The following is a 19,000-nucleotide window of genomic DNA, read 5'->3' on the forward strand; positions in this document are numbered from 1 at the left end:
TTACATAAAGATGCTTTCAATTGTTGATAATTTGGACAAAATTAGAGCAATTACTTCAAAGAAGTATGGAAAATGTCAGTTTCTGCCAAGCCTTTATCGCTTATCTATAATGAAAAATCGGGATTTCATGCAGCCAATAAAGATGAAATCTATGAACAGCTTATGACAAATTTAACAGCCTATGGCTATGAAATCCAGGCTTTTGAAATCAGTGCAGAAGCAGATTTTAACAGTTTTATGGACAAAATAATCGAACGTCATCAACAGGCCGAAGAAATTGGTGTTGTGGTGGCTGCGGGTGGAGACGGTACACTCAATACGGTGGCAACCAAACTGATCGGTACCGAGATTCCCATGGGAGTTTTTCCTCTGGGAACCTTTAATTATGTTGCCCGTCTACTGCATATTCCGCTGGATTTGCTCAAAGCGGCCGATGTTATAGCGACCGGGAAGATCCGTGAAGTCCATGTGGCGCAAATCAATGATCATATCTATTTGAACAACGCCAGTTTGGGGCTTTATCCTTTATTCATACAAAGGCGTGAACTCTATAACCGGCGTTTTGGGCGGTTTGCTCTACATGCCTATACTTCAGCGCTGGATGTGCTGATTCGTGATCGCAAAGAGCTGAAACTTGAAGTGGAAATTGACGGTAAAAAATATCCCGTCAAAACGCCGCTGATTTTTTTTGGTAATAATCAGCTGCAACTTGCAGAGATGAATTTACGCATTGCCAAATGTGCTGAATTGGGAAAGGTCGTGGGGGTGATAGTGGCGAAAAGCGATAAACCCACCTTGTTTAAAATCTTATGGCAATTGATCCGCGGCAAGCTTGATCATACGCCCGAGGTATATAGCTTTTCCGCCGACAAGGTGCAAATACATTCCAAAGCCAAAAAACTGACCCTGGCACTGGATGGTGAGATTGTGGAAATGCAGCCTCCGCTTCAGATTTCAGTACGCAAGCATGCATTGAAAATAATGGTTCCTTATGATTCTACATCTGTCTGATTTGCATTTTGGTACGGAAAAACCGGCCTGTATGGCGGCAATTCGCCTGTTTTGTCAGCAACACCCGTTGGAGGCCGTGGTGGTCAGCGGGGATTTAACCCAGCGCGCCCGTTACAAGCAGTTTTATGACTGCAAACAGTTTGTGGAAAGTTTAAATCTGCCTTATCTGGTGGTGCCGGGTAATCATGATATTCCCTTGTACCATGTCTGGAACCGGATATTCAGTCCCTTTACCCGCTATAAAATTTTCTTTGGCCATATGGAAACGGTACTGGAAACCAAGCATTTTTACCTGATTGGCGTGAATAGTATTCGGCGGCGCTATCACACTCGCGGGCATATTTCCCTGGAGCAAATTCAGCAAATTGATCAAAGGCTGATGATGGCTCCCAGGCATAAAATCAAACTCATCGTTGCGCACCAACCATTTTATACGCCTCCGGATAATCCGCATGGCATCAAGGACTGTCCAATGCTGGGGCGTATGGCTTTAGAATCGTGGAGTCAAAGTGGTTTAAATGGCCTGTTGCATGGTCATCTGCATCAGTCGGCGGTGTATGACCTGAACCAGATTTACCATTTGGGGGCAGACCATCCGGTGCTGGACATTCATGCTGGAACTGCAATTTCCTACCGTTTGCATCGTGGTTTGCCAAACAGTTTGAATTTGATTTATTCCAATGGCGATGTGGAGCATTATTATTTTAACAATCAGCAAAAAGAATTTGTATTAAAAGAAGAAAATGCCGATTAAAAGAAGAAATATCGGATTTGAATAAAAAAAATACAAAAAACAGCAATTTTTTTTTGCTTGCCCCTTGAAGCGTTTTTTTCCATCCCCACAAAAGTGTCATCGAAATTATTTGATGATGACCGATGGAATAACAAAGTCATCATTACTTCACTAATAAAAGACTTAGTCTGATGGAGTTTCCAATGAGCAACATTCGTCCATTACATGATCGCGTAGTTATTCGTCGTGTTGAAGAAGAAACTAAAACTGCTGGCGGTATTTTGCTTCCAGGTTCTGCTGCTGAAAAACCGGCTCAAGGTGAAATCATTGCAGTAGGCAATGGCCAGATTACTGACAACGGTGTGCGTGCTTTAGATGTAAAAGTTGGCGACAAAGTATTGTTTGGTACTTATGCAGGTACAACGGTAAAAGTACAAGGCGAAGAACTTCTTATTATGAAAGAGTCTGACATTTTAGCTGTGCTTGAAGGTTAATCCTGAGCCGGAAAATTCAGACCTGATTATTTATTCAGCTTATTGAAAATTAAAATATTTGGAGTAAACCATGTCAGCTAAAGACGTAAAATTTGGTGATTCAGCTCGCGCTAAAATGATTGCAGGTGTAAACGTACTTGCAGATGCGGTAAAAGTGACTTTAGGTCCTAAAGGCCGTAACGTTGTGATCGACCGTTCTTTTGGTGCACCACACATCACTAAAGATGGTGTAACTGTAGCGAAAGAAATTTCACTGGCAGACAAATTTGAGAACATGGGTGCGCAACTGGTTCGTGAAGTATCTTCAAAAACTAATGACATCGCAGGTGACGGTACAACAACTGCAACTGTATTGGCTCAAGCAATCCTGAACGAAGGGATCAAGTCAGTGACTGCGGGTATGAACCCGATGGACTTGAAACGCGGTATCGACCTTGCAGTAAAAGCTGTAGTTGAAAACATTAAAGCTACTGCAAAACCTGCTTCTGATACTAAAGCCATTGAACAAGTGGGTTCAATCTCTGCCAACTCTGATGAAACAGTGGGTAAACTGATTGCACAAGCTATGGAACGCGTGGGCAAAGAAGGCGTAATTACTGTTGAAGAAGGTTCAGGCTTCGAAGACGCTTTAGACGTAGTTGAAGGTATGCAGTTTGACCGCGGTTATATCTCGCCGTACTTCGCCAACAAACAAGATACGTTAACAGCTGAACTTGAAAATCCGTTCATTCTTCTTGTAGACAAAAAAATCAGCAACATCCGCGAATTGATTACTGTACTTGAAGCTGTTGCTAAAACTGGCAAGCCGCTTCTTATTATTGCTGAAGATGTTGAAGGCGAAGCGTTGGCAACTCTAGTTGTGAACAACATGCGTGGCATCATTAAAGTATGTGCGGTGAAAGCACCTGGTTTCGGTGACCGTCGTAAAGCAATGCTGCAAGATATCGCAATCTTGACTGGTGCGACTGTGATCTCTGAAGAAGTGGGCATGTCTTTAGAGCAAGCGACACTTCAAGACTTGGGTACTGCACATAAAATCACGGTTTCTAAAGAAAACACCGTGATTGTAGACGGTGCTGGCGATGCGAACCAGATTGCTGAACGTGTTCAACAAATCCGTGCGCAAATTGAAGAATCGACTTCTGAATATGACAAAGAAAAACTTCAAGAACGCGTTGCTAAATTGGCTGGCGGTGTTGCGGTCATCAAAATTGGTGCAGCAACTGAAGTTGAAATGAAAGAGAAAAAAGACCGTGTAGACGATGCGCTTCATGCAACTCGCGCTGCGGTTGAAGAAGGTGTAGTTGCTGGTGGTGGTGTTGCACTGGTACGTGCTGCTAAAGCACTTGAAGGTGTGACAGGCGGTAATGATGACCAGAATGTAGGTATCAACATTTTACGTCGTGCGATTGAAGCGCCACTTCGTCAAATCGTAGCGAATGCGGGCGACGAACCATCTGTAGTCATCAATGCTGTGAAAAATGGCGAAGGCAACTTCGGTTATAACGCTGCAACTGGTGAATATGGCGATATGCTTGAGATGGGTATTCTTGACCCTGCAAAAGTAACCCGTTCTGCACTTGAGCATGCTGCATCTGTAGCTGCTTTAATGCTAACCACTGAATGCATGATCACAGATATCCCTGAAGATAAACCTGCTATGCCTGATATGGGCGGCATGGGTGGAATGGGCGGTATGATGTAATTCATACTGATCATTTGATCTTAAAAAATCCCCGCTTTTGCGGGGATTTTTTATTCACTTTCCATTCAACTGATGAATGAAAGTTCGAGTTCATCCTGATCATATACGTCAAAGCTGAAATTTCTTAAGCCATCAACAAAAACCAGGTATTCTGATGTATCTATCTGTAGTTATAGATGCTGATTGAGTCATGAATGCCATTCCATCGCGTATAAGTTTCTGATTCTCTATCTTCATTTGCATATTTGTCGTTTTTAATTTTCAGACTTTTTTAAGTGCCTAAAGACAAAGGTTTAAATAGAAATTATTTAAGATTTTTTTGTAATTTATAATTCATTTTAGAATCAATAACTTTTCCAGATTTTATATCACGTGCTTCAACAAAGTTTTCACCGACAAAAAAATTACGATTTTCTCCCGCTTGGTCCAGGCTAATCATGGAGGGTTGATTAGCATCAAAGCTAAACCTTCCTTTTACCTTGAATTCATTGTCTTTTCCTTTACCCAAGTATTCCTGGGTCAATTCATAGGTTTTATCTGCCTTTAATTCCAGTTCGGTTTCAATACCTTCGCAGTCGGCGCAGGGTAAAACCCCTTTATATACACCAGGCCAATCCAGAGATGTTTCTGCCGTATCGCTTATAGCTGAGGTGGGTTGAGCGGTGGTGGCGGCTGATGGGGTGGTTTGAGTCATGGGCTGATCAGGTGCTGTATTGCTGTCATGAGTATCGGTTTTGGGTTTGCTGCACCCAGCTAAAGCCAGAGTCGTTAATGACAGGATGAATATTATTTTTTTCACGATATTGTCCTTTTGGCTCATAGAGCTTTAAAAAATACGTAAAAATGCAGATCAATTAAATGTTCATCTTGTTATGGCTTTGTTATATCTATTTTGTATGGATTTGAATAGGCAACTTGGGTGTAAGCTTGCCAAGCTAAAATTTCGGCAAAAATAAAACGGCAACTTTACCTATTTTATTTGAACTCTAAAGTTATACATTTATATATTAATTGATTAATTATTGGTCATATTGCACTTTTATATTTCAGCCACCTTGTTAAAATCTGCGCACTTTATATAGGTGTCGGTGCGGCAAGTGTTTGAAAAATTAGCTGAACAAGGTTTAAAAATGATGGGCTGGGAAATCGATAATCATTGGCCACTTGACTTGGATCAATGTGTCATGATTGCTGCACCGCACACCAGCAACTGGGATGCCTTATATGCACGTCTGGCACTCAAGGCCTTAGGCGTCAACGTCCGTATTACCATTAAAGACAGTTATATGAAATTTCCTTTTGGTCCATTTGTACGTGCAATGGGCGGAATCGGGATTGACCGCACAGCCAAAAAAGAAGGGGAACCACGTCCAAGCATGGTTCAAGTGATGTCGGATTTATTTAAAACCCATCCAAAACTGGTGATGCTGGTCACACCGGAAGCAACGCGTGCCAAACAGGAACAATGGAAAACCGGTTTCTACCATGTGGCAATCAATGCCGGGGTGCCCATCGCATTGGCTTATATGGATTATGCCAAGAAGAAAACCGGGGTGGGTAAAATTGTTTATCCTACGGGCGACTATGAAAAAGATATGGCTGAAATTATGGCTTTTTATGCACAAATTCATGCCAAATTTCCAGAACAGTTTAGCGTGGATACACGTTATTACCCTGAAACCTAACTGGAAAAACCGAGTTCATTGTCATTTTTAAGCGAAGCCAAGAGATGCAGATAGCAAATCTTGGCTCGCTGCATATGATGGCTCAGTAAGTATGGGGTTTGACTTTTTGCTTAAAAAATTATTGATTTTGTGCCGGACTAATCCCGCCTAAATGCTGGCAAGCTTCCTGATAAATATAATATTGTTCCTCAATGACTTCTGTTAATGGCAGATTAAATAACTCATCTCCATCTTTATAACTCTTGATATAAGATTCGGCTTTCTGGCGGCTAGAGGTAAGTGCCTGTTCATGATAAGAGGTAATCGAACTATGCGCCATTTGTGCACTTTCAATTTTATTGCACTGAAAATCTGCAAGCATTTTTTCTGCATGTTTAAGCTCGCGAGAAGTGCCGAGAGAGCAGCCAGAGAGTAGAATTATTCCTGCTAATAAAATCAAGGTTCTCATTTCTAGGAAAATTGATGGTGGGATTAAGTTATTGTATAAAGTTTTCCTGCCGATAAATTTGATCTGTCCGACTGATTGGGCATTTTTTGTTTAAATGAGATTTATGGGGCGTTTGATCAGTTGTTATGGATCAATAGACCTGCAATATCTCAACATATGTAAGTGATTTGTGTAAACCAGAAATCAACCTTACAGCAGTGTATTGAAAATCAGGAAGCCGCCGGAAGCAAATAAAAGGCTTAAAACTGTATGCTTAAATTGGGTTTCCGAAATTTTATAAAATAATTTTGCCCCTAGAATGGCGGGAAAACTGACGCTGATCAGCAAAATTGCCATATAAGGCCAGAGCTGGATGACAAGCGTGCCTTGCAGTAAATAGGCCAGTAGCGTAAATAGCTGAATGCCAAAATTAAAGTGTCGTAAAACGTAACGCTGTTGCTGTTTGGATAGATTTTTCAGCATGACCCAGGCAGATGGCAATGAACCGCAAAAACCGCCTAAACCACCCAGAATTCCACCGAGAAATCCTACCAGGCTATCTGCCAGTTTTCCCGACTGTTGCAGCCGTGGAAATGCCGGACTGAAAAACATCACCGGGCACCACAACAGCAAAAAAATGCCTAAAACCACTTTAAAGGTTTCGGGCTGAATAATATGCAGCAAATAGGTGCCTAAAGGTACGCCAATCAGCCCGGCAATCAAATAAGGCAATACCAGGGTTTTGTTCAGATGTGGATGCTTCTGTTCATTGGACAACGAAATGATATGGCTCCATACCGAAGCAAAGACCACCAGGGGCGCAGCAATTTGCGGAGGCAGCGCCCACACCCAGAATGACATGGCGATTAAGGCAAAGGCAAAGCCGGTCAGTCCCTGCACAAAACCTGCGACCATGGCCCCAACAATAAATAACAACCAGGTCATAGAAATAGGTACAGACGAAAAGTCAGTAGTATTAAAAACATAAGCCAAAAAACCAAGCCCCTATTTAGCAGTATTTCTGCAAATCTAAGGAGAACTTTGTATAACGCCGCTTCAGCTTTCATTACAGAAATTGTTCCTGTGAATAAAAAAATACATAAATGGCTACAAGAATCTAACACGCAATCCTATCGCTCTTCATCAAACCCGCTAATACTGAGAATACGCCGTAAAGAGGTGACGAAAATGATGAAAAAAGTGCTCTTGCTTTCTGTATTGGCAGTGTCATTAACTGGCTGTGTCCTAGATCCTTATGATGATGATTATGATGATCATCGAGACCGTAACGGACACTATGACCGACACCATCATGGTGACCGGGACTGGGGCAACAAAGACCGTCGGGACTGGGATCATGATAGAGATGACCGGGACTGGCGTTATGGTCGTTAATCGATTTATTATCGATCTTAAATTGACTGACTTCATTTGACAAAAAAGGATTCCATTCAGGAATCCTTTTTTTATTTTTAATCAGGATGCATTTTTTTGATACAGTCCTGCACGGACAGTTCCCGCCTTGCTTTGTTTAATCTGTTGCCAGGAAGCGGGGAGTTTAAGCTGGTTTAACTCGCGATCGGCCTCAACATAGATAAATGCACGGTCTTTAATCAGCGGGTCAGCAAGCCGGGCAAGTTCTTCCCATAAATCCAGACTATAAGGCGGATCTAAAAAAACCAGGTCAAAAGATTGTTTCAGGGTGGGTAGGGTTTGCTGTGCCGTGGCGACTTTCAGTTTGGCATGTTGGCTGGTCACTTTCAGCAACTGCAAATTATCTGTCAAAAAAGCAGCCTGAGTGCGATTCGGTTCAATCATGACCACCTGTGCTGCACCACGTGATAATGCTTCAAAACTTAAGGCGCCTGAGCCGGCACAGATATCGAGAACCTGTGCATTTTGAATATCCCACATCAGCCAGTTAAACAAAGTTTCACGGACACGGTCGGGGGTAGGGCGTAAGCCTTCAATACTGGCAAAAGGAAGCTGACGGCGTTTCCATTCACCACCAATAATACGGAGTTGATTTTTCATAGATCATTCACCTTCAGCTTCTGCGGGTTGTGCACCTGAGGCAGCTTGTGGAACCTGCTGTGGCGCTGCTGTTGCACTGGTCTGAGTATTGATCGCCGTGCCTGCGGGTACCGTGCCACTTGGCAATTCACCCGGTTTGATGCCGGCAGTCATTAAGCCGCCACTAATTTGATGCGCTGCCGGAAGGATTGGATTCTTTTTACGGGTATATAACCAGTAATCAAACATAGGGCGAGCCAGCTGAGCTGCGGAGCCCCCGTGTTTACCGTTTTCCCAAACGACCGCAATCGCAATTTCAGGATTTTCGGCCGGGGCAAAACCGACAAATAAACCATGGTCAAGTTGACGCTCGGTTAATAATGCTTCGTTGTATTTTTTGCCCTGGGCAATACTCTTGACCTGTGCGGTTCCGGTTTTTCCTGCAATGTGATACAGCGGGGTACGGATGCCACGTCCTGTACCAGATTCGATGACATCAACCATGGCATCGCGCATTTTAATCCAGTCTTCCGGTTTGCCGTTAAACTGGATTTTGCCATCAGGTGCATTACGCATGTGAAAAGGTTTGGCGCCGTGACTTTCACGCAGTACATGCGGGGTAATATGCGCACCCTGATTTGCCGTAATCGCGGTCGCCATGGCCAGTTGCAGCGGCGTTGCAGTAAAGGCACCTTGTCCGATACTGACGGAAATGGTTTCACCTTTTAGCCATTTGCTCTTACGGGTCCGCATTTTCCAGTCCGGGTTTGGATACAAACCGGTACTTTCACTAGGTAAATCGACGCCAGTTTTTTCACTAAAGCCAAATTGGCGCATCCAGGCATTCATTTTTTCAATGCCCATGCGGTAGGCCAAAATATAATAATAGGTATCACAAGAAACCACTTGAGCTTTATGCAGATTGACCGTGCCATGACCTGATTTGCGCCAATCACGGAATTTATGCGAATCGCCGGGTAAAGAAAAATACCCGGGGTCTGAAATGGCGGTGTTCCAATCCACGATATTGTAATGCAGCCCACCTAAACCAAACATCGGTTTAATGGTTGAACCTGGAGGATAGGCCCCTTGCACAGCACGGTTATACAGCGGCTGGTCAAGGTCGTCCCGTAGCGCGCTATAGTCGGTATTGCTAATCCCGGTCACAAATAAATTCGGGTTAAAACTTGGACTGGAAACCAGGGCCAGAATTTCCCCTGTTTTCGGATTCAGCGCCACAATGGCACCACGACGACCCGCCAGCTGCTCGGTTGCTGTGACCTGCAAGCCATAGTCAATGGAAAGGTACAAGTCATTCCCGCGTACCGGCTCTTTACGACCTAAATTGCGTAATACGTTACCGTGAGCATCGGCTTCGACAGATTCATTGCCTGGCAAGCCATGCAACAGATCTTCATAAGATTTCTCCACCCCGATTTTACCAATCAGGTTGGTGCCGGCATATAAGTCTTTATCAATCGATTTTAATTCTTTGTCGTTAATACGCCCCACATAACCGATTACATGGGCAAACAGGTCGCCATGCGGATAATAGCGGGTCATTTGGGTTTCAATATTGACCCCGGGAAACTGAAATTTGACTTCGCTAAATTTGGCAATATCGGTTTCGTTTAAATTTAATTTGAGCGATACGCGTTCGGTTTTTTTAGAGGTCTTGATGCGGCTGCTAAAACGGTCAATATCTTCTTGCGTCAGGCTTAAAATGGGAGTGAGGCGCTTTACGGTGTCGTCAATGTCCTGCACATCGGCCCGAGACATGGTTGCAGAAAAGACCGGATAATTGTCTGCCAGCAAAATACCGTTACGGTCATAGATATAGCCGCGCGCAGGTGCCAAAGGCTGCAGGCGGATACGGTTCTGGTCTGAAGCCGTTGAAAATTCATTATAATGCACGATTTGCAGATAGGCATAACGGGCAACAAGCAGGAGCAGAAAGAAAGCCACGATCCCGATGGAGATAAAAACCCGATTGCGATAAATGCGCTTTTCTTGTTGAACATTTTTTAAAGGAAAGTGCTGCTTCATACGCGATCGACTTACATACAGGGGAGTGAAAAAATCTGGTGGCACATTCTAACGCAAGTCAGCATTTTTTGATATTTGTTCCGGTGAACTGGTGGACGGGTTTAGCTTAAACTTTGACTTTACAGACATTAAAATTGTAAAGTGAAGTATATAAGAGTTCTGATAATTCTGCTAAAGTCAAAATTCAAAAAAAAGGACTGTATTAAAAAATAAAATTTAGGGACAACGATGAAAATAATCACAAAAGTGTATCCTTTGCTGGCTTTTTTTGCGCTGGCAAATATTGCTCATGCACAAGACAATCCATATTCACCTGAAGCGAAATTGACATCAGACAGTGCTAAAACATGGAATGTCGGGGTTGGATTTACCCAAAAGCTTCTTCATTTGAATGCAGAATGGGTGAATCCTTATGGCATCGCTTATGCAAAAGCGGGTGTGTTTTATAATGATGACTATAATGCCGGTGCTCAGGTCGGGTTTCGTTATCCTTACTATCTCACCGGAAAAGATAAAAACGGTTACTACGTGGGTGTCTATGCAGGACATATTGAAAGCAAACACATCAATAATGAATACGAAGCAAGACTGGGAGCCGGTGTAGATTTGGCCTATGTATTGCTTAGTAAAGAACGAATTAGCAGTTTTAGTATTGGTATCGGCGCTGGTGAAAAGATGACGGACCAATATGGCGAAGTGATTGCAGAAACAGAACCCATGCTACAATTTTCCTATACTCTAAGTGTCGGTATATAGTGAAAATAGTCAGTTTTTACAATTAAGTATTTTGTGATTAAAAAATTAAATATGGATATCGTGCATGTTTGAGTACGTCAACGAATTGTGGCAAACCTTCTTGAATCGCCCTGATTTCTGGGCAGTACTTAGCATCATTCCTGTGACAGCTTTTGTAACTTGGGCGCATGTGTGGATGGCGCTGAAAATGGTATTTTATCCCCTGACGTTTTGGGGATTCCATGTAGGTCCGCTGCCTGTGGGCTGGCAGGGGATTGTGCCACGTAAAGCCGGTCGCATTTCAGGGATTATCACAGACAATACATTGTCGAAACTGGGTTCTTTGCGTGAATTTCTGGATGCCATGGATCCTGAAGATATGGCACGGATCATCGGTGAGCAGGTCGGGTTTGAACTTGAACATCTGATTGATGAAATGATGATTGACCGTAATGCCGTACTTTGGGAAAACTTGCCGTATTCGATTAAACGCCGTATCTATTCCCAAGCGCATAAACAGCTGCCGGGTATTTTAAGGGAGCTGGTGACCGAGCTGACCATGAACGTCGAGTCACTTGTGGACATGCGTGAAATGGTGGTGCGCCAAATGGAAGGTGATCGCCGTTTAATGGTAAACATGTTTCTTAAGGTGGGGCGTAAGGAAATCAACTTTATCTGGCATATCAGTGCATTAATTGGAATGTTCTTTGGTATATTCCAGATGATTGTCTGGTTTGTGGTGCCTTGGCACTGGACGGTTCCTTTCTGGGCAGCGGTGTGGGGTTTTTTGACCAACTGGATTGCCATCTGGATGGTGTTTAATCCGCTGGAACCGCATTATATTCGCTATCCGCAGTTTTTTGCGCGCACCGAAAACCGCCAGTTTCCTTGGATCAAACCGGTGATTCCGCGTATTGGCACCTATAATATCCAGGGTGCCTTCATGAAACGTCAGGATGAAGTTTCCGATGTTTTTGCGCGAGTGGTCACAGAAGACCTGATTACGTTAAAATCCATTATGACCGAGATGATGTATGGTGGGAAGAAAGATAAAACTCGCCGTATCGTTAAACGCCATATCAACGAAATTATGGAAACTCCGATTGTTCGGACCTCTTTGCAGCTGTCTTTAGGACCAAAAGAGTATGCAAAACTCAAGACGGACTTGATCGATCGCTCGATTGAAATTACGATGGTGCCTGTATGCGACCCGGCCTTTAATGCGAGCCGTGCACAGAAAATCTATCAAATGTTTAGAGACCGTATTCGCGAGTTGACACCAAGAGAGTTTCAGAATCTGTTACGTCCTGCCTTTCAGGAAGATGAATGGATTCTGATTGTCTTGGGTGGCGTAACCGGATTTATAGCGGGTACAATACATTTGTTTGTGGCTTTCTTATAATTAGATGCTGGACTACATGACGAATAGAGAGATTTGTCATGCAAACGCATCACATATATTTGTTAAATGAGGATGTTTTTTTATGCGCATTATATTACTCGGACCACCTGGAGCAGGTAAAGGTACACAAGCTCAGTTGATCTGTAAGCGCTACAATGTCCCACAAATTTCAACCGGTGATATGCTCCGTGCTGCAATTCGTGAAGGTACTGAATTAGGTCTTAAAGCTAAAAGCGTGATGGAAAGCGGTGGTCTGGTATCAGACGAGCTTATCATCGGTCTTGTAAAAGAACGTATTGCTCAACCTGATTGTGTAAACGGTTGCATTTTTGATGGTTTCCCTCGCACCATTCCTCAAGCAGAAGCTTTGGAAAATGAAGGCATCAACATTGATCACGTGATTGAAATTGATGTTCCAGACGAAGAAATCGTAAAACGTCTTTCTGGTCGCCGTCAGCACCCGGCATCTGGCCGTGTTTACCATGTGGTTTACAATCCGCCTAAGGTGGAAGGTAAAGATGATGAAACGGGTGAAGACCTGGTTCAGCGTCCTGATGACCAGGAAGAAACCATCCGTAAACGTTTAGGTTCTTATCACACTGAAACTGAACAGCTGGTAGGTTTCTACCAAGGTCGCGCAGCATCGGGTGAAAATGCACCGACTTATGACAAGTTAAATGGTCTGCGTCCAATTGAAGAAGTTCAAACTGATCTTTTTGCTATTCTGGACCAATCAAAATAATCGTATTTCGATGCTTTTGACAATCGAAGAGCCCTAAGTCATATTAGGGCTCTTTTTATTATGCTCTCAAAAAGGACACTGCTGTGAAATTTGCTGTATTAGGGTTAATGGTCGTATTTCTGGCAGTATTGTTTGCTTTGTTCTATGTCAGTTTCAAGATGCTTAAAAAAGTACGCCAACAGGAACGGGCAGAAAATGCAGCTCAAGCACCTCAGCGTCAATTGCACCCGAAATTACAGGCGCAACATGACCAACAAAGACGAGAACAACAAAAACGAGACCAGGAAAAAGCTGAACAAGAAAAAAATAAATAAACGGCTGATTAATTCAACCCGGCTGAACTTAAAGCTCAGCTTCAAGGTTTTTGACCGCAATGCGACGTGCCGCACCGAATTCGAAACGATCTGGCCAGTTGCAGACATCCGCTACCACACATTCATGGCATTTCGGCCTACGTGCAATACAGGTATAACGACCATGCAAAATCAGCCAATGATGGGCATCGACAATAAATTCCTTGGGAATGACTTTGACCAGCCGATGCTCAACTTCAAGCACATTTTTGCCAATAGCCAGACCGGTACGATTGCCTACCCGAAAGATATGCGTATCGACTGCCATGGTGGGATGACCAAAGGCGGTATTGAGCACCACATTTGCAGTTTTACGTCCCACACCCGGTAATGCTTCCAGATCAGCCCGATTGCTGGGCACCACACTGTTGTGTTTTTCAATCAGCATCTTGCAGGCTTTAATGACATTCTCGGCTTTGGCGTTATATAAGCCGATGGTCTTGATATATTCTTTTAACCCTTCAACGCCCAAAGCATAAATGGCTTCAGGGGTATTGGCCACCGGAAACAGTTTGTCCGTGGCTTTATTCACGCTGACATCGGTGGCTTGAGCCGAAAGTGTCACGGCCACTAAAAGTTCAAAAGGGCTGCTGTAATTCAGTTCGGTTTTAGGGCTGGGTCTTTGCTCACGTAAGCGTTCAAAAAAAATCTGAATCTGCTTTCGAGTCATGTTTTTAATGGCCATCATGAGGCTCCCAAAACCATCAGCTGCTGTTGCAAATCATCCAGCAGGGCACGTTTTTGAAGGTCTTCACGAACACTGAGCTGTTTTTCTAATTTTTTGATTTGAGTGCGGATTTTTGCCAGTTGAATGGTGGTTGCGGCATCATGGCTCACGACAGCTATAGGTGTTTTTTCCGCAACTTGAATTTCAGGAACCAAATCACTTTGCGCTGAAAATTGGGCAAACAAGGCGGTATCAATATTGGCACGAACCACAGGACCCTTACGATTGATACGCCGTTTTTCTTCACGCTGAATATGCGCGTAATAACGGTTGCGCAGGTCGGTTTGTTCAGCAATGCGAGCCTCTTCTGAAGGCACGACGTGGTTGTCTTCTACCAGGTCAATACAGTCGACCGGGCAGGGCGGAATACAGAGTTCGCAACCGGTACACAGGTCAGTCAAAATGCTATGCATGAGCTTGCCTGAACCAATAATCGCATCAACCGGGCAGGCGCTGATGCACTTGGTGCAACCAATACATTCGTCTTCACGAATAATGGCTTTCATGCGTTGCGGACGGCCATCACTTTGAATTGGCCAGACACTTTCTTCCGCTTTGAGTTTTGGGCGACCCAGCAATTCAGCCAAAGCATCAGCTACGGGTTGTCCGCCAGGTACACATTTATTGGCCTCTTCACCTTCACTTATGGCTTTTGCATAAGGCAGGCATCCATCGCGATGGCCGCAAAGTCCGCATTGTGTTTGCGGCAGCAGGGCGTCAATTTTTTGAATCAAGCTAATTTGAGTGTTCATGTATAACCGGGAGTGCTGGGCAAGCAGCGCGAAACAATGTGCTGGAGAGCAATACTAGCATGTTTTTACATAGAATTCCTGTGCGCAAAAATGGGACTGAAAATGCATTAATATCGGGCAAAATATTACACCGATATATAGCTAAAAGTTATTTAACATATAATAAAAAAGACTTAATAATTAAATATATGTTCTATATAGATAATTGAAGTTTTTTTCAAAAAACTATTGCTGAATGGGTGCAAGTGATATTTAATGTTTTGCGCCAAAATATATCATTGATTGAAATTTTGACCAATTTTGATCCATTTTCTGCTGAGGATTAAGCGTTGAAATACAACAGCCTTAACGACTTCCTAAACTACGTTAAATCACGTGACCAACATCAACCAGAGTTTCTACAAGCTGTAGAAGAGGTAATGACTAGCCTTTGGCCATTCATTGAAAAGAATCCAGAATATGCTGATCATGGATTACTTGAACGCCTTGTAGAACCTGAACGTGCGATTCAGTTCCGTGTTTCATGGGTAGATGACCAAGGCCAAACTCACGTAAACCGTGCTTTCCGTGTACAGTACAACTCAGCTATCGGTCCATTTAAAGGGGGGATGCGTTTCCACCCTTCAGTGAACCTTTCAATTTTGAAATTCCTAGGTTTTGAACAAACTTTTAAAAATGCCTTGACTACATTGCCTATGGGCGGTGGTAAAGGTGGTTCAGACTTCGACCCTAAAGGTAAGTCTGAAGGCGAAATCATGCGTTTCTGCCAGGCATTAATTATCGAGTTGTACCGTCATCTTGGCTCTAATACTGACATCCCTGCAGGTGATATCGGTGTAGGTGGCCGTGAAGTGGGTTACATGGCCGGTATGATGAAAAAACTCAGCAATGACACTTCATGTGTATTCACTGGTAAAGGTCTGACTTTTGGTGGTTCATTGGCGCGCCCTGAAGCAACAGGTTACGGTACTGTGTATTTCGCTGAGGAAATGCTGAAAACTCGTGGCGACAGCTTCAAAAATAAAGTCGTAACGATTTCTGGTTCTGGTAACGTTGCACAATACGCTGCTGAAAAAGCAATGTTCCTGGGTGCGAAAGTGGTTTCACTTTCTGACTCTGCGGGTACGGTATTCGTTAAAGATGGTTTCACTGATGAGCTTCTTGCAGAAGTGATGGAACTTAAAAACGTTAAACGTGGCCGTATTTCAGAATTTGCGTCTAAACACGGTTTTGAATATCTTGAAGGTCAACGTCCTTGGGGTATCAAGTGTGATATCGCACTTCCATGTGCAACTCAAAACGAGTTAGATGCAGACGATGCAGCTAAACTTCTTGCAAATGGCGCAATCTGTGTTGCTGAAGGTGCAAACATGCCTTCTACACTTGAAGCGGTTGAGAAATTCGTTGAAGCGAAAATCCTATATGCTCCAGGTAAAGCATCGAATGCAGGTGGTGTTGCCACTTCTGGTCTTGAAATGTCACAAAACGCATTGCGTTTAGGCTGGACTTTCGAAGAAGTTGATGAGCGTTTACACGCGATCATGAAAGAAATTCACCGTAACTGCGTAAAATACGGTACTAAAGAAGATGGTACTGTGAACTATGTTGACGGTGCGAACATTGCAGGCTTCGTAAAAGTAGCTGATGCCATGCTTGCTCAAGGTGTATTCTAAGTCTGACTTGGTTTAAGCTTTAAAAAAACCGATGCCTTGGCATCGGTTTTTTTATGTCTTGAATAAACTATTTATTTCACTGTTGAGCGTTCAACGGTCATGTCATGGATATAAGCATATTTCGACTGATCTGCAGCGGGATGCTTGATTTCATAACGTTTAACACGAATGATCTGGCGTTCGTTTGGGGTATGGGTGAAACCTTCGATTTTGTCATAGAACAAAGTCCAGTCTTTATCGACCTGGGTTTTTATCCCGCTTTCACTGTATTTAACCTCCCGAACCTGTAAACAGGTTTGTGGTGCAACCCCAGTACATGGTTTTGTTTCAGGTGAAATTTCCAGAAAAATGGTTTCAGCCTGACTTTGATATTTGCTTTCCGGCGTCATGGTGCCGGTGAATATGTATTTCTGACCTGTTGCTGAAACTATGGTTAATGTTGGTTGCTGTGGATCTTTTAAATCTAGAATGAACGGTGCTTTGCGGTTAGCAAATAAATCTGTAGCAACTTTTTCCTGCTGCATGGCTGAGTCTTCACATGTCATCTGGGTAGAGATTAGATTACCGGTAATAATCTGATTATTTTCGACTTTCCAGCTACCACCCATGCCATTACAGCTGGTTGCAATACTTAAATGTCCTTTATGATCAAAATTCAGTAGCAGTGGTTTTGGTGCAGTGCCTGTAGTTGTACTCCATTGATAAGTACTGAGCGTTTGATCTGCATTTTGTTGTTGTAAGACAGACATGGCGACATCTCCAGCTTTTTGTATATCGCCAGATTGACAGGCGGTAAGCGTAAGAGGGAAAAGGGCAATTGCTAGAAGTTTAAATTTCATTTTAAAAGTATCTGGTTTTGAAAATTTTTAAGAGAATAAAGTATAAGCGTTTATAAAATATGGATACATTTTGGTGAATTCGGTTTCAAAATGTATCCATAACTATAATTTTGTTAATTACTAATAAAAAGTTATGAATTGGTGGGCAGATTTCTTTTAAATACTTTGTGAAAAGTCCAAGAACCATGAATTAATCGAAACGATAAATATCCATACCCAAAGAACCCATACTGAAACTGCTATGCACAATACTAAAACGGTGACCTGTGCCCATGGCAAAGAATAATGGAGCAAAGTGTTCCAAGGTTGGATGATTACGCTCTATATAAGGAATGGTTTGCCAGTCCAGTACCGCAGCATAATCATTATGGTTCAGCTTATTGACCACATAGTTACGGAATGTAGAAGCCCATTCCGGCACAGTAGCGGCTTCACCATGCCATGCCAGTTCACGCAGGTTATGGGTAATACTTCCCGAACCGATCAACAACACCTGCTTTTCACGCAAGGGTGCCAGGGTTTGGCCAATTTTATAAATATCTTCGGCAGACATGTTCATCGGAAAAGAAATTTCTACCACCGGAATATCGGCAGCAGGATACATATGCAGCAATGGCATCCACACGCCATGATCCCGAGGGCGGGTGCTATTGGCATGCGCAGCAAAGCCGGCACTGGCTAAAAGATGCAGGATTTCTTCTGCGAGTTCAGGCTGACCCGGTGCAGGATAGCGTATTTCATACAGCTCTGGCGGGAAACCGCGAAAGTCATGCCAGGTTTCAGGGCGGACACTGCTACTGACCTCAAGTGCATTACTTTCCCAGTGGGCAGACATCACAATAATGGCTTCAGGCCGAGGCAGGTTTAAGCTCAATCGCTCCAACGCAGGACCAACCTGTTCCGGATTCAGCGCCAGCATGGGTGATCCATGCGAAATAAATAAACCGGGTAAAGTCTGTAGATTCATGTTGATGCGCCTAATTTAAATAACATCGATTGAGGCTATGATGCCAAATAAAGAGAAATGAAATAAATACAATTTATATCAACATATTGTTCCTTTTTTGGAACAATAATGCAGGGTCCGGTCAGGTGGATAACCCAAGCTTGGCAATAGGTTCGCCTGATACGGTATTGTCCAGCTTAAATCACCTAGTGCGGGATGAAGCCGTTCAACCCGCCCGATGATAAGGATGATTATGGTTGATGCTCATTGCGCGGTAGAGCTGCTCGATCAGCATGACGCGAACCAAAGGGTGAGGCAGGGTAAGCTTGGATAAAGACCAGTGCCATGCAGCAGCCTTACGTACCGCTTCGGAGTGCCCATCCGGACCGCCAATCGCCAAGACCATATCATTCCCTTCGAGCATCCATTGTTTCATGGTTTCAGCCAGTTTTTCAGTACTGAATTCTTTACCTCCGACTTCAAGGGCAATCAGGGTTTCATTGTGTTTCAGTGCATTCAGAATGCTTTCACCTTCAATCTGGCGATATTTCAGGATATCGGCTTCAGAATCGTTTTTTCCGCGTTTTGCCATAGGTAATTCGATAATTTGAGTCTGCACAAAAGGCTGGATACGCTTGAAGTAATCTTCAAAACCGGTGAGCACCCAGGCTGGCATTTTTTGACCGATGGTAATAATACGGATTTTCATAAGATTCG

General features: G+C 43.4%; 21 protein-coding genes. 11 read left to right on the top strand and 10 right to left on the bottom strand.

The features are described from left to right. Nucleotides 1–72: 72 nt before the first annotated feature. The 4 genes from ACPUEY_RS06360 to groL all read left to right on the top strand — a co-directional run bounded on the left by ACPUEY_RS06360 (nucleotide 73) and on the right by groL (nucleotide 3,943). Nucleotides 73–1,011: a diacylglycerol/lipid kinase family protein gene (locus ACPUEY_RS06360; protein WP_425121555.1), complete on the top strand. Its 939-nt coding sequence runs from the start codon at nucleotides 73–75 to the stop codon at nucleotides 1,009–1,011. Beyond that, nucleotides 992–1,765 carry a metallophosphoesterase family protein gene (locus ACPUEY_RS06365; protein ID WP_425121556.1) on the top strand — a complete coding sequence of 258 codons (774 nt, stop codon included), beginning with the start codon at nucleotides 992–994 and terminating at the stop codon, nucleotides 1,763–1,765. Before ACPUEY_RS06360 ends, ACPUEY_RS06365 begins: the two co-directional genes overlap by 20 nt. Nucleotides 1,766–1,947: 182 nt before the next feature. Further along, nucleotides 1,948–2,238, top strand: a complete 291-nt coding sequence (locus tag ACPUEY_RS06370; RefSeq protein ID WP_016167026.1) for a co-chaperone GroES — start codon at nucleotides 1,948–1,950, stop codon at nucleotides 2,236–2,238. 70 nt (nucleotides 2,239–2,308) lie between these two features. Further along, nucleotides 2,309–3,943 (top strand): chaperonin GroEL, encoded by a 1,635-nt coding sequence (groL, locus tag ACPUEY_RS06375; RefSeq protein WP_092819956.1) that lies wholly within the window; start codon nucleotides 2,309–2,311, stop codon nucleotides 3,941–3,943. A 304-nt stretch (nucleotides 3,944–4,247) separates the two neighbouring features. Here the strand turns inward: groL and ACPUEY_RS06380 are convergent, their stop codons facing one another. Beyond that, nucleotides 4,248–4,742, bottom strand: a complete 495-nt coding sequence (locus tag ACPUEY_RS06380) for a copper resistance protein NlpE (protein WP_425121557.1) — start codon at nucleotides 4,740–4,742, stop codon at nucleotides 4,248–4,250. Nucleotides 4,743–5,040: 298 nt separating this feature from the next. Here ACPUEY_RS06380 and ACPUEY_RS06385 point away from each other — a divergent pair, with 298 nt between their 5' ends. Beyond that, nucleotides 5,041–5,628, top strand: a complete 588-nt coding sequence (locus tag ACPUEY_RS06385; RefSeq protein WP_092819954.1) for a 1-acyl-sn-glycerol-3-phosphate acyltransferase — start codon at nucleotides 5,041–5,043, stop codon at nucleotides 5,626–5,628. 118 nt (nucleotides 5,629–5,746) lie between these two features. Here ACPUEY_RS06385 and ACPUEY_RS06390 read toward each other — a convergent pair whose 3' ends face one another. Both ACPUEY_RS06390 and ACPUEY_RS06395 read right to left on the bottom strand, forming a co-directional pair. Further along, a complete protein-coding gene (locus ACPUEY_RS06390) occupies nucleotides 5,747–5,989 on the bottom strand; it encodes a hypothetical protein (protein ID WP_425121558.1) in 243 nt (80 codons plus the stop codon). 276 nt (nucleotides 5,990–6,265) lie between these two features. Further along, nucleotides 6,266–7,000: a sulfite exporter TauE/SafE family protein gene (locus ACPUEY_RS06395; RefSeq protein WP_425121559.1), complete on the bottom strand. Its 735-nt coding sequence runs from the start codon at nucleotides 6,998–7,000 to the stop codon at nucleotides 6,266–6,268. A 243-nt stretch (nucleotides 7,001–7,243) separates the two neighbouring features. On the opposite strand from ACPUEY_RS06395, the gene ACPUEY_RS06400 reads away from it, so the two are divergent. Beyond that, complete coding sequence (locus tag ACPUEY_RS06400; protein WP_425121560.1) at nucleotides 7,244–7,450, top strand: hypothetical protein; 207 nt, start codon at nucleotides 7,244–7,246, stop codon at nucleotides 7,448–7,450. Between the two features lie 81 nt (nucleotides 7,451–7,531). Here the strand turns inward: ACPUEY_RS06400 and rsmD are convergent, their stop codons facing one another. Continuing rightward, nucleotides 7,532–8,089 (bottom strand): 16S rRNA (guanine(966)-N(2))-methyltransferase RsmD, encoded by a 558-nt coding sequence (gene rsmD, locus ACPUEY_RS06405; protein ID WP_425121561.1) that lies wholly within the window; start codon nucleotides 8,087–8,089, stop codon nucleotides 7,532–7,534. 3 nt (nucleotides 8,090–8,092) lie between these two features. Next, entirely contained in the window at nucleotides 8,093–10,114 is a 2,022-nt protein-coding gene (mrdA, locus tag ACPUEY_RS06410; RefSeq protein WP_425121562.1) for a penicillin-binding protein 2, read from the bottom strand. Nucleotides 10,115–10,351: 237 nt separating this feature from the next. Here mrdA and ACPUEY_RS06415 point away from each other — a divergent pair, with 237 nt between their 5' ends. From ACPUEY_RS06415 to ACPUEY_RS06430, 4 genes are all read left to right on the top strand, one after another. Next, entirely contained in the window at nucleotides 10,352–10,870 is a 519-nt protein-coding gene (locus tag ACPUEY_RS06415; RefSeq protein WP_092819997.1) for a hypothetical protein, read from the top strand. 64 nt (nucleotides 10,871–10,934) lie between these two features. Further along, nucleotides 10,935–12,251 (top strand): hypothetical protein, encoded by a 1,317-nt coding sequence (locus tag ACPUEY_RS06420; RefSeq protein ID WP_425121563.1) that lies wholly within the window; start codon nucleotides 10,935–10,937, stop codon nucleotides 12,249–12,251. Between the two features lie 82 nt (nucleotides 12,252–12,333). Further along, nucleotides 12,334–12,993, top strand: coding sequence for an adenylate kinase (gene adk, locus ACPUEY_RS06425; RefSeq protein ID WP_092819948.1), 660 nt, complete (start codon nucleotides 12,334–12,336; stop codon nucleotides 12,991–12,993). A gap of 83 nt (nucleotides 12,994–13,076) precedes the next feature. Further along, a complete protein-coding gene (locus ACPUEY_RS06430) occupies nucleotides 13,077–13,307 on the top strand; it encodes a hypothetical protein (RefSeq protein ID WP_131273282.1) in 231 nt (76 codons plus the stop codon). A gap of 28 nt (nucleotides 13,308–13,335) precedes the next feature. Here ACPUEY_RS06430 and nth read toward each other — a convergent pair whose 3' ends face one another. Continuing rightward, complete coding sequence (gene nth / locus ACPUEY_RS06435; RefSeq protein WP_425121564.1) at nucleotides 13,336–14,031, bottom strand: endonuclease III; 696 nt, start codon at nucleotides 14,029–14,031, stop codon at nucleotides 13,336–13,338. Continuing rightward, nucleotides 14,031–14,852 carry an RnfABCDGE type electron transport complex subunit B gene (locus ACPUEY_RS06440; RefSeq protein ID WP_425121571.1) on the bottom strand — a complete coding sequence of 274 codons (822 nt, stop codon included), beginning with the start codon at nucleotides 14,850–14,852 and terminating at the stop codon, nucleotides 14,031–14,033. Before ACPUEY_RS06440 ends, nth begins: the two co-directional genes overlap by 1 nt. Nucleotides 14,853–15,154: 302 nt before the next feature. Here ACPUEY_RS06440 and gdhA point away from each other — a divergent pair, with 302 nt between their 5' ends. Next, complete coding sequence (gene gdhA, locus ACPUEY_RS06445; RefSeq protein ID WP_425121565.1) at nucleotides 15,155–16,498, top strand: NADP-specific glutamate dehydrogenase; 1,344 nt, start codon at nucleotides 15,155–15,157, stop codon at nucleotides 16,496–16,498. A gap of 71 nt (nucleotides 16,499–16,569) precedes the next feature. On the opposite strand, the gene ACPUEY_RS06450 is transcribed toward gdhA, so the two are convergent. The 3 genes from ACPUEY_RS06450 to rlmH form a co-directional block, all read right to left on the bottom strand. Beyond that, nucleotides 16,570–17,337, bottom strand: coding sequence for a DUF4377 domain-containing protein (locus tag ACPUEY_RS06450; RefSeq protein WP_425121566.1), 768 nt, complete (start codon nucleotides 17,335–17,337; stop codon nucleotides 16,570–16,572). A 190-nt stretch (nucleotides 17,338–17,527) separates the two neighbouring features. Beyond that, nucleotides 17,528–18,304 carry a dioxygenase gene (locus tag ACPUEY_RS06455; protein ID WP_425121567.1) on the bottom strand — a complete coding sequence of 259 codons (777 nt, stop codon included), beginning with the start codon at nucleotides 18,302–18,304 and terminating at the stop codon, nucleotides 17,528–17,530. A gap of 205 nt (nucleotides 18,305–18,509) precedes the next feature. Further along, entirely contained in the window at nucleotides 18,510–18,992 is a 483-nt protein-coding gene (rlmH, locus tag ACPUEY_RS06460; RefSeq protein WP_131273276.1) for a 23S rRNA (pseudouridine(1915)-N(3))-methyltransferase RlmH, read from the bottom strand. Between the last annotated feature and the right edge of the window lie 8 nt (nucleotides 18,993–19,000).

The sequence above is a fragment of the Acinetobacter sp. G11 genome (genome assembly GCF_049808495.1).
Classification (GTDB): Bacteria; Pseudomonadota; Gammaproteobacteria; order Pseudomonadales; family Moraxellaceae; genus Acinetobacter; species Acinetobacter kookii.